General features: G+C 53.7%; 8 protein-coding genes. 2 read left to right on the top strand and 6 right to left on the bottom strand.

What is annotated here, in order from left to right; translation table 11 throughout:
* Positions 1-128: 128 nt before the first annotated feature.
* The 5 genes from ACLQMU_RS08025 to ACLQMU_RS08005 form a co-directional block, all read right to left on the bottom strand.
* Complete coding sequence (locus tag ACLQMU_RS08025) at positions 129-845, bottom strand: tetratricopeptide repeat protein (protein ID WP_424036051.1); 717 nt, start codon at positions 843-845, stop codon at positions 129-131.
* 60 nt (positions 846-905) lie between these two features.
* A complete protein-coding gene (locus ACLQMU_RS08020) occupies positions 906-1874 on the bottom strand; it encodes a TRM11 family SAM-dependent methyltransferase (protein WP_443673647.1) in 969 nt (322 codons plus the stop codon).
* A 93-nt stretch (positions 1875-1967) separates the two neighbouring features.
* Entirely contained in the window at positions 1968-3095 is a 1128-nt protein-coding gene (gene dnaJ, locus ACLQMU_RS08015; RefSeq protein WP_424039405.1) for a molecular chaperone DnaJ, read from the bottom strand.
* Positions 3096-3101: 6 nt separating this feature from the next.
* Positions 3102-4967 (bottom strand): molecular chaperone DnaK, encoded by a 1866-nt coding sequence (gene dnaK, locus ACLQMU_RS08010; protein WP_424039407.1) that lies wholly within the window; start codon positions 4965-4967, stop codon positions 3102-3104.
* Positions 4968-5001: 34 nt separating this feature from the next.
* Positions 5002-5550, bottom strand: coding sequence for a nucleotide exchange factor GrpE (locus ACLQMU_RS08005; RefSeq protein ID WP_424039408.1), 549 nt, complete (start codon positions 5548-5550; stop codon positions 5002-5004).
* Between the two features lie 324 nt (positions 5551-5874).
* Between ACLQMU_RS08005 and purH the strand changes: the two genes are divergently transcribed.
* Together purH and ACLQMU_RS07995 are read left to right on the top strand one after the other, a co-directional pair.
* On the top strand, positions 5875-7359 hold the full coding sequence (gene purH / locus ACLQMU_RS08000) for a bifunctional phosphoribosylaminoimidazolecarboxamide formyltransferase/IMP cyclohydrolase (protein WP_424039410.1): 1485 nt from the start codon (positions 5875-5877) through the stop codon (positions 7357-7359).
* Positions 7360-7495: 136 nt separating this feature from the next.
* Positions 7496-8179, top strand: coding sequence for a DUF4013 domain-containing protein (locus ACLQMU_RS07995; protein WP_422150438.1), 684 nt, complete (start codon positions 7496-7498; stop codon positions 8177-8179).
* 252 nt (positions 8180-8431) lie between these two features.
* Here ACLQMU_RS07995 and ilvD read toward each other — a convergent pair whose 3' ends face one another.
* Positions 8432-10084: a dihydroxy-acid dehydratase gene (gene ilvD, locus ACLQMU_RS07990; RefSeq protein WP_422150437.1), complete on the bottom strand. Its 1653-nt coding sequence runs from the start codon at positions 10082-10084 to the stop codon at positions 8432-8434.
* Between the last annotated feature and the right edge of the window lie 342 nt (positions 10085-10426).

The raw sequence follows: 10426 nt of genomic DNA, 5'->3' as shown, positions 1-10426 counted from the left end.
GTCATGAGACAGGGGACCTTCACAGATCTTTTACCGGCTTTCACGGTCCGGTTGTGATCGCAAGAGGCTGAGTCCCGTTTTTTCAAAAAAGCAAAAAAATAAGATCTTTTTTTGTCCTTACTAATTCCTTAATATTTCTTACTGACCGCCTTGTACCACAGTGCGGCACCGATAATTGCGAGAGCCGCCAGAACGATTTCCACATCATATTTTATGTAAAACGGTGTCTCGGTTGCCGCCAAGTTCTCTGCATCCTGGAGGTTGACATCGAGATAAGGATAATTTGGATCCAATTGCTCTACCTTCTGGAATGCGACGACGCCCTCGTTGCACCGGCCCATGCCGCAGAGTGCGTATGCCTTGTTGAACCATGCCTCGGCATTGTCCGGTTCGACACTGATAGCTTTTTCAAAGGAGTCCAGTTGCTCGTTATAATACATGTTCGCCGTGGTCTTATCATGGAGCTGGTCCTGGTAGTAGTAACCGATATTGTAGAAGATCTGCCCATGGTTTATCCAGGCTGTTGCAGAAGAGGCATTGAGATCCAGTGAACGGTTGGACGCGTCGAGGGCGAGATTCAGGGTGGCAAGCGGGTCCGCGGTATACCGGTTTGCGCGATTGAGGACATCCGCTATGCCATCCCATGACGCGGCATAGCCGGGATCAAGGGCAAGCGACTGGTTGTATGCCTGCAGGGCTTCTGTGTAATTTCCCTCATTTGTTAAGGTACTTCCGAGTGTATACCACCCTGCGGCATCGGTCGGAGTACCTGCAGCGGCGGAAGGGAGCCCAAAAATACTCAGTACAAGCAGGAGCATCAAAAGGACAATGGTTCTGGATCTCATATCACGGAATATATGAGGTAGGGCTCCCTCATAAGATTTGCCAAATCACGACCGTAAACATCATCTCCGGAGCACAAGGATATGGCGGGTGAGACTCTTATGCACCCTCTGCGTGTGGTGTTGGAGCACAGTCATGTGCTGTACTGCGATACCGGAGATATCCTGATGCGTGACCACAATTGCACGGGCGCCGGTCTTCAGGATCCGGTTGATTTCGCGAAGAGCATCATGATACAGGTGCTCCATGGTATCAGCTTTTTTTATGCAGACCGACTGGCCGTAGGGAAAATCAGTCACGACAGCATCCACTGCCCGGTCGTGCACCGGCAGCCGGGTGGTATCGGCAAGGAAGAGCATACTCTGGTGCACATTTTCTTTGCATCCCTGGATCATCATGGGATCGAAATCGCTTCCCACCGCATGGACCCCGAGCATCTCCGCTTCAATCAGGATCCCACCCGTACCACAGAACGGGTCGAGCAGGATCGAACCGCTACCTGCAAGAGAGAGGTTGACGAGCGTACGTGCCATACGGGGCATCATGACGCCGGGATGGAAAAACTCGCGCCTTCCCGGATTACGCTGGTCGTAGGCGCCCCGATCGATCCGGTACAGAACCCTGCCGAAATAACACCGGTCTTTTGAAATAATCGCCCGGTACTCCTCGACCGGGTTGATGAGCTGGACCGGGCCGGTGATCATGGTGCCAATCAATCGTTCGAATTCCCTCTGGGAGCAGGGGTTTTTTCCCAGGCAGCCTTCATGTACCAGTTTGGCCCGGCCGGAAAACGGCCGGGCCGCGGTTATGGAAAGATCGGCAAGAAGGTGCCGGAACGAAGCCACATCCGGGGCGCATTCACCGAGGTACTCCAGTACCACGTGGGTCATCGCGAGGCGCCGGGCATCTCCCGGTACCGGGCATTCGGCCACGGCAACCTGCGGTCGCGAGTCAAGCACCGTTGCGACACACTCGATCTCGGCACACGGCAGGGTTGGGTTCTCACCAGAGAGCTCAAAAAGGAGCTTCATCCTGTTATCTGTGGGGTACCTGCCCACAAATACCTGCCTTACCTGCAGGGAAAATAAATAAAAACCGATCAGCGTTTTGATTGTGCAAAAAAATTATTTCTTTCCCTTTTTCTTTCCCATTATCCCCGAAAAGATTCCGCCTGCCTTGTTGTCATTACCTTCAAGTTCGGAAAGTTTCTGGTAGAGTTCTTTTGCCTCGCCGGATATTCCCCTGGGGGTGATAATCTTCACGCGGACAAGAAGATCGCCGGGTTTCCCGCGACGCTTCACGCCCTCGCCGGCAATCCTGAGCGCGGTGTTGTACTGGATACCGGCCGGGATCTTCAGATCGATGTGGCGTTTATCAATAGTCTCAATCTCAACCGTCGTCCCGAGCACGGCAAGGGTGGGACTAATCTCGACCGTGGTCTCAAGGTTGTCGCCCATGCGCTCGAAGCGTTTGTTCGTGAGGACATGCATCTCGATGAAGAGGTCCCCGTTCGGCGCACCGTAATCGCCGGCCTCTCCGTAGCCTTCCATCCTGAGGCGCATCCCGCTGTCAACACCTGCGGGAATGTGAACGGCAACCTTGCGCTTGACCCGGGTATGCCCGGTGCCATGACATTCGCGGCACTGCCGTTCCGGGATCTTCCCCCGGCCGCCGCACATCGTGCAGGGCGTCATGCGGACGAACTGGCCAAATACCGACTGAGCGGTCTGGCGCATCTGACCACTGCCACCGCAGCGCGGGCAGACATTGGTCTTTTTGGTCTCGCTGCCCGAACCCGCACATGCGGCACAGGCTTCACTGTGCAGGACATCGATCTCCTTGTCGGTACCAGCCACTGCTTCTTCAAGCGTGATCTGCATGCGCATTAAGAGGTCGGCACCGGGCTGCGGGCCTGACCTGCGCTGGTTCCCGCCAAAGAAATCGAAGATATCCCCGAATCCGGAGAAATCGGACGAGAAACCGCCGCTCCCGTAGCCGCCTGCTCCGGTATAGGATCCTTTCGAGGCATTGGTGAACGTCTCGTGGCCCATGTTGTCATACTGCGCCCGTTTCTGGGCGTCGGAGAGCACGCTGTATGCCTCGTTGATCGACTTGAACTTCTCTTCGGCCCCCGAATCCTTGCAGACATCCGGGTGGTACTTCCGGGCGAGGTTGCGGTACGCTTTCTGGATCTCTTTCTCGTCAGCACTCCTCGGTACTCCGAGGATGTCATAGTAGTCGCCCGAACCCATGGATGTTCACTCGTCTTTGACTTTGTAATCCGCATTGACGACGTTATCGTCCTGCTTCTTTTCCGGTTCTGCGGACGAGGGGCCAGCGTTGTCACCGGGCTGTGCACCCTGCTGTTGTGCAGTCTGCTCGGCCTGCATCTTCTGGTAGATCTTGGTAGTTGCCGCGTAGACCGCCTCGGTCAGCGTTTCCATAGCCTTCTTAATCTCGTCCGGGTTGTCCCCGGAAAGGGCTGTCTTTACGGCTGTAACGCCATCTTCGACTTTCTGCTTGTCTGCCGCATCTAGCTTGTCGCCGTTCTCCTTGAGCATCTTTTCTGCGGTAAAGACGGCTGTGTCAGCCTGGTTGCGGACCTCGATCTCTTCCCTCTTCTTCTTGTCATCGGCCTCGAACTGCTTTGCCGCGTTCATCATCTTCTTGATATCTTCATCCGACAGTTTTTTGTCCCCTTTAATGGAGATTGCCTGCTCATTACTGGTGCCAAGATCCTTTGCCGACACGTGGATGATGCCGTTCGAATCGATATCGAACGTGACTTCGATCTGCGGGATACCCCGGGGGGCCGGCGGAATGCCGGTCAGCTGGAACTTGCCCAGCGTAAAGTTATCCTTTGCAAGGGCGCGTTCGCCCTGCACTACGTGGATCTCGACGCTGGTCTGGCCGTCGGCTGCGGTCGAGAAGATCTGGCTTTTCCGGGTGGGGATCGTGGTGTTGCGTTCGATGAGCTTTGTTGCAATACCTCCCAGTGTCTCAATCCCGAGTGTGAGCGGGGTCACATCAAGGAGCACGATGTCCTTGGTCTCACCGGTCAGCACCGCACCTTGGATGCCGGCACCAAGCGCCACGCATTCATCGGGATTGATACCCTTGTCAGGCTCTTTACCCAGCAGTTTTTTGACCGTCTCCTGCACGAGCGGTATACGGGTCGACCCGCCGACAAGGAGCACGTGGTCAATATCCTTTGCCGTCAGCTTTGCATCGCTCAATGCCTGGTTAACCGGACCGACTGTCGATTCCACGAGGTCGCCGATCAGCTGTTCGAGTTTTGAACGGGAGAGATCGATGTTCAGGAACTTGGGGCCGGTAGCATCGGTCGTGATATAGGGCAGGTTGATGTTGGTCGTCTGGCGCTGGGAGAGTTCTATCTTTGCGTTCTCAGATGCATCGCGCAGGCGCTGCATGGCATACATGTCGTTTTTCAGGTCAATGCCCTCTTTCTTCCTGAACTCATCAACGAGATGGTCGGTAATGAGCTTGTCGAAATCGTCACCGCCGAGACGGTTGTTGCCTGCGGTGGATTTGACCTCGAATACTCCATCGCCAAGCGTGAGGATGGACACATCGAACGTGCCTCCGCCAAGGTCGTAGACAAGGACGGTGACATCCACTTCCTTGTCGATACCATACGCAAGAGCGCTTGCTGTCGGTTCGTTGATGATACGCAGGACTTCAAGGCCGGCGATCTTCCCGGCGTCTTTTGTGGCCTGTCTCTGTGCGTCGTTAAAGTAGGCCGGGACAGTGATGACAGCTTTTGAGATCTTCTCCCCGAGATATGCCTCTGCGTCTACCTTCAATTTCTGGAGGATCATCGCGGAAATTTCCTGCGGCGTGTACTCCTTGTCACCAATTTTTACTTTCTCCGATGTCCCCATCTTACGTTTGATGGACTGGATCGTACGCTGGGGGTTGGTCACAGCCTGTCGTTTTGCAAGGCTTCCGACCAGTCGCTCCCCATCTTTTGTAAATGCGACAACGGACGGGGTTGTTCGCGCTCCTTCGCTGTTGGGGATGACAATGGGTTTTCCCGCCTCCATGATCGACATACAGGAGAATGTGGTCCCAAGGTCGATTCCCAGTATTTTCTCATTTGCCATAGTGTCAGTCCTCCTTGTACTCAGGATATTTCTCTCATTTTTCAACAGTCGCTTCGTCGTTTGACGTGTGTCCTTTTGATACGGCAACTTTTGCATACCGGATCACTTTCTTGTGCATCCGGTACCCGGGAGAGAGGACATCGACAACAGTTCCCTCTGTTTCATCAGAGGAGACGTGTGCGACTGCCTCATGTTCCCCGGGATCAAAGGATTTTTTTAAGGCATCTATGGGTGTTATACCATTCCGTGCGAGAATCCCTGCCAGCAGCTGGCGGATCTGTTCAACACCGGTGCGGAGGTGATCATCATCAGCCTTGAGTGCACGTTCCATGTTGTCCGCGATCTCAAGAATATCAACGGCAAAACGCTCGTTTGCATGCTGTACCAGGGATTCGTGGTCCCGGGAGGTCCGCTTCCGGTAATTGTCGAAATCCGCTGCGAGCCTGAGATACCGGTCATTTAAGTCATCGCACCTCTTTTTTTGCTCCGCGAGTTCATCACGTTTCTGGGGTGTCGGGGATACTGGTGTTTCCGGCACTTCTGCATTGTCTTCAGGCACGGGAGGGGTATCGTAATTTTCCATAGTTCATCCCATTCGATGTTCCAATATCTATTGAATTGGGGTTCTATATAAATTTTGAGTGATCGTTAACGACTGTATCCGGTGGAATTTAAGGTTTTTAAAAAAGTCAGCCCCCCTAACCGGCGAATTCGTTTCCTTGGGTACATGAAACTGTCTTTGATGCGGTAATACCGATCCGGTGCAGGTTTATTCAATCAGCGGATTTGCCTTTTCTTTAATAATAAGCGTCAGATTGCGGTACCTGTCCGTCATGCTTATGGATCGCCAGGAATGAGATTCCGGCGCTGCATACCTTTTTTGGCTTTTGTCTGCATACTCTACAGCATGAAATGGGCGCTTCTCTCGGTATGGGACAAATCCGGGATCGTGGAACTGGCGCAGGCGCTGGTCAAAAACAAGTACAGTATCCTGAGTTCGGGAGGGACCGGCAGGACGCTTGCCGAAGCTGGTGTCCCGTTCACCGAAGTATCGAGTTACACGGGATTTCCCGAAATGATGGATGGCCGGGTCAAGACGCTTCACCCTAAGGTTCACGGGGGCCTCCTGGGACGGCGCCAGATTGACGATGCGGTGATGGTGAAATACGGGATTAACAGGATCGACCTGCTGGTCGTAAACCTGTACCCGTTCGAGAAGATGTCAGGGCAGTCCATGGCACTCGACAACCTGATTGAGTACATCGATGTGGGGGGGCCGGCCATGATCCGGGCTGCAGCAAAAAATTTCAGGGATGTCGCTGTTGTTGTTGACCCGGCCGACTACCCGGCCGTGATCAACACGATCAGCGGAGAAACTTTTTCTCCTGAACAACGGCTGATGTTCGCTAAAAAGGCCTTTGCCCGGACTGCGGCCTACGATGCAGCCATCAGCAATTATCTGTTCAATCTGGATATGGCGTTCCCGCCCATCCTCTCCCTCCAGTTTACACACGGGAGGATGCTCCGGTATGGTGAGAACCCTCACCAGCAGGCAGCTGTGTACGGCACTGCTGGTATTGCCGGTGCTGAACCCTTACAGGGAAAGCAGATGTCATATAACAATTACCTTGACGTCAATGCCGGCACAGCCCTGTTATCGGAATTTGAGGAGCCGGCAGCGGTAATCGTCAAACACAACAACCCTTGTGGCGTCTCCACTAGTACTGATGTCCTGGATGCCTACCTGACTGCCCGGGAGGTCGACCCGGTATCAGCCTATGGCTCGGTGGTATCCCTTAACCGCGAAGTGGACAAAAAACTTGCAGAAGCGATCGACTCCACCTTTGTCGAGGTTGTTGTCGCACCATCATTTACGAAAGAAGCGCTCGATGCGATGAAAACAAAAGAGAACATGCGGGTGCTCATCCTCCCGGACCGTATTAATGCGGAAGAAGTGCGTACTATTGACGGCGGTATCCTCGTCCAGAGGACCCCGCCTTACCAGGAAAACTGGAAGGTTATTACCGACCGTGACCCGACAACCGATGAGATGCAGGCGCTCCGGATCGCGTGGAAAGTCTGCAAGCACACCAAGAGCAACACCATCATCTTTGCCGACCGTAAGCGTACCCTCGGCATCGGTGCCGGACAGATGAGCCGGGTCGATTCGGCAAAGATCGCGATCGAGAAAGCCTGCGCCCCGCTCGCAGGATCTGCCGTTGCTTCCGACGCATTCCTTCCCTTCCCGGATACCCTTGAAGTTGCGGCAAAGGCCGGTGCCACCGCTCTTGTCCAGCCCGGCGGATCGATCCGGGACAAGGAGGTTATTGAAGCCGCGAACCGGCTGAACATGGCGATGATTTTTACGGGCGTGCGATACTTCAGGCACTAAAATTTTCTGGTATTTTTTAAATTTAAGCCCGATTTTGGGATAAATTTATATTCTGCGAAGTTTTTATATCAAATATAAATCGTTTGTGGCTGGTACAGTCATGGATGATTCGGTATGAACCATGGTGGTGAATGAAATGGATTACGGAACCCTGATCGGGAACTCTTTTACCTACGTAAAAGAGGGTATAATCGACAACGTGAACAAGTGGCTGCTCCTGATGATTGCCACGCTCATCCTGACCATCCCGCTGATGGGATATATCATGAACGTGTACCGGGGCACCAAACCTGCGCCCGGGGTGGATAGCTGGGGAAAACTTTTCGTGGATGGCATTCTTCTTTTCATTGTCGGGTTCATCTATGCAATCCCTGTGATAATACTGGAATTCCTTACGATCGGTGCGACTATTGCAACCATGAAGAGCGGCCCGACAGTCATGATGACAGGTCTTGCCAGTGCCGGTATCCTTGCGGTGCTCATGATCATTGTCGCAATCATCATTGGCCTTATCTCACCCATCGGGATTATCCGTTTTGCACGGACCGGAAAATTCGGCGAGGCTTTTAATTTCGGTGAGATTCTTGCCACCATAAAAAAGATCGGCTGGCTGTCGTATATTCTTGCTCTCATCATCGTTGCCATCGTAGTCGGTATCCCGGTTCTCGTTCTCTGGGTCATCCTCATCGCACTGACAATCGCCCTGCCACTTATCGGGGTGGTCATTGCAGGAATCATCCTGCTCATTGTCCTCCCGATTATCGCGGTATTCGAAGCACGGTACCTTACCCAGGTTTATGAGAGTGCCGGAACCGTATAATTCCTTTTTAATTTTTACCGGATATATGCAGGATCATTTAGAGCGCCTTTCTTTCGAAGATATTCTTTTATCGTTGACATTCCGCAAAAACTATCCCGTATTTTTTTCAAACCGACAAAAGATCCGTACGCAAAGTACGGGATTTCACCCAGGGTCTATAAAAAAGAGAATTTGTTCTTTGCAGCGCGAAGAAGATCTTTATCCGCGATCATCTGTACCTATTGCAAATACCACGCCTGTTGATCTCACTGATTATCTCTGCACCGCGCCAAAGTTTGCCTGTTCCACGGTTTTGGCATAACGTGCAAGAACACCTGTGAGCGGCTTTGTCACCGGTTTCCATGAGGCTTTCCGGGCCTCGATAGTAGCTGGGTCGACCAGAAGATCGATTGTTTTATCAAAAAGATCGACCGCAATGCTGTCACCTTCATGAACAAAGGCTATGGGTCCGCCGACCGCAGCCTCCGGTGCTACGTGCCCGATGCAGGGCCCGCGGGTGCCCCCCGAGAAGCGCCCATCTGTTACAAGCACCACGTTTGTGTACCCAAAGCCCATCAGGGCCGATGTCGCGGAAAGCATCTCCGGCATGCCGGGAGCACCCCGGGGGCCTTCGTTCCTGATGATCACGACGTCTCCTTCCGCGATCTGACGTGAGAGAATCGCGGCCATTGCCTGTTCCTCGCCATCAAAGACCCGGGCAGGACCGGTATGTTTCCACATCGCTTTTGGCACGGCTGCGGATTTGACGACCGCTCCATCGGGCGCAAGTGACCCGAAGAGGATCCGGAGACCCCCTGCCGGGCTCACCGGTGCATCGAGGCCCCTGATAACCTCTTCGTTTTTTATCACCGCATCGCGCGCAATCCGGTGAATGGTTGTGCCGGAAACGGTCGGGCAGTCTGCAAGATGTTTTTCAAGGCGTTTGAGTACTGCAGGAATTCCACCGGCCCGGTACAGTGCCTGCATTGAATAGGGACCGGCAGGGAGCATGTAACAGATATGCGGGATCTCTTCGGCAATGCGATTGAAATCCGCAAGCGAGAGCGGGATCTCCGCCTCGGTTGCAATCGCCATAAGATGAAGCACGGTGTTGGTCGAACCGCCAAGCGCCATGTCCACCCGGATCGCATTTTCAAGGCTCTTTTTGGTGACGATCTCGCGCGGTGTGACATTCTTTTTTACGAGAGTGACTACTGCCTCGCCGCTCTCCCGGGCTATCCGCAATTTTGCCGCGTCCACCGCGGGGATTGCAGCACAGCCGGCGAGCGACATCCCCATACTTTCGGTCATGCAGGCCATCGTATTTGCGGTATAAAGTCCCTGGCAGCTCCCGCAGCCGGGCATGGCGCAGCACTCGAGATCTTTCAGGGATGCCTCACTCATGCTCCCTGCGGCGACCTTCCCGACACCTTCAAACACATCGATTAATGAGAGATCGTTTCCTCCCATGTTTCCGGAGAGCATCGCTCCGCCGGTCACAACAACCGTCGGGATATTGGTCCTGACTGCCGCCATGAGCATACCGGGCACAATCTTGTCACAGGTACCGACACACACAAGCCCGTCAAAACGGTGGGCCTGCACCATAAGTTCGATGGAATCAGCAATATTCTCCCGCGAGGGAAGAGAGTATTTCATCCCTTCATGCCCCATTGCAATCCCGTCACAGATGCCAATAACGCCGAATTCAAAAGGCACGCCACCGGCAGCAGCAATTCCTTCACGCACCTTTTCCGAGAGCTGGCGCAGGTGGGTATGGCCGGGCACGATGGTATTGTACGCATTGGCAATACCGATAAACGGGAGTGTCATCTCCCGGTCGGTCACCCCCAGCGATCTCAGAAGCGAACGGTTTGGCGCCCGTTCGTACCCTTTCTTGACCCTGTCACTTCGCAGATCCGTCATTACCTGATGATTACCCGGCATGATTCATGAATCTGTTGGGCGGATATACAGAACCAGGCTGCCATCCCTGATAAATTCTTTCGACCAGGCCCGGCATCGGGTGCAGGCCTATCGGTATACTGGCGGAGAACAGGAATCCAACCGGGGTAAGCAACCCCTAAAAGAGCATATTTTCCCAAAAAGGGAAATTACCTCTTTTTCCGGAAAGAATATACTGCGTAGATTCCCCCGATGATAGCCGCGATCAGGACGGAGAGGTAGACCGGATTGGACACGATGGCCGCAAAGCCGGTCAGGTTTTCCACATCGATCGAGACCTTCATCGGGTCGGAGATGTAGGTA

This window comes from Methanoregula sp., assembly GCF_052325125.1.
GTDB lineage: Archaea > Halobacteriota > Methanomicrobia > Methanomicrobiales > Methanospirillaceae > Methanoregula.
This window is presented reverse-complemented; position numbering and strand designations above follow the sequence as displayed.